At 42.7% G+C, this 246-nt stretch carries 1 protein-coding gene; it reads right to left on the reverse strand.

The features are described 5' to 3' along the window. Window positions 1-245: porin (locus FQ664_RS28135; RefSeq protein WP_368668001.1), on the reverse strand; the 245-nt coding region annotated here is incomplete at its 3' end. Window position 246: the final 1 nt, after the last annotated feature.

The raw sequence follows: 246 nt of genomic DNA on the forward strand, positions 1-246 counted from the left end.
AGATTTGATATTCCGCTGTAGTCATACACATCTACGGGATATTTGTTGTACTCAAAGCCGCCTATCGAGAGGGCCTGCTTGCCGGCAGTCATTGAGAAGAGACCGTTAAACGAATATTTCAGATAAGCATAATCAATTGAGGAGGGCAGATTTTCCTTGATGAACACGGGTGAAACTTTGTTCAACCGCTGTAAGTACCTGTAAGAAAGCTTTGACGTAACATCTCCGCCAAGATCAACTATAATG

This window comes from Pseudomonas persica, from assembly GCF_900291015.1.
Taxonomy (GTDB): Bacteria; Pseudomonadota; Gammaproteobacteria; order Pseudomonadales; family Pseudomonadaceae; genus Aquipseudomonas.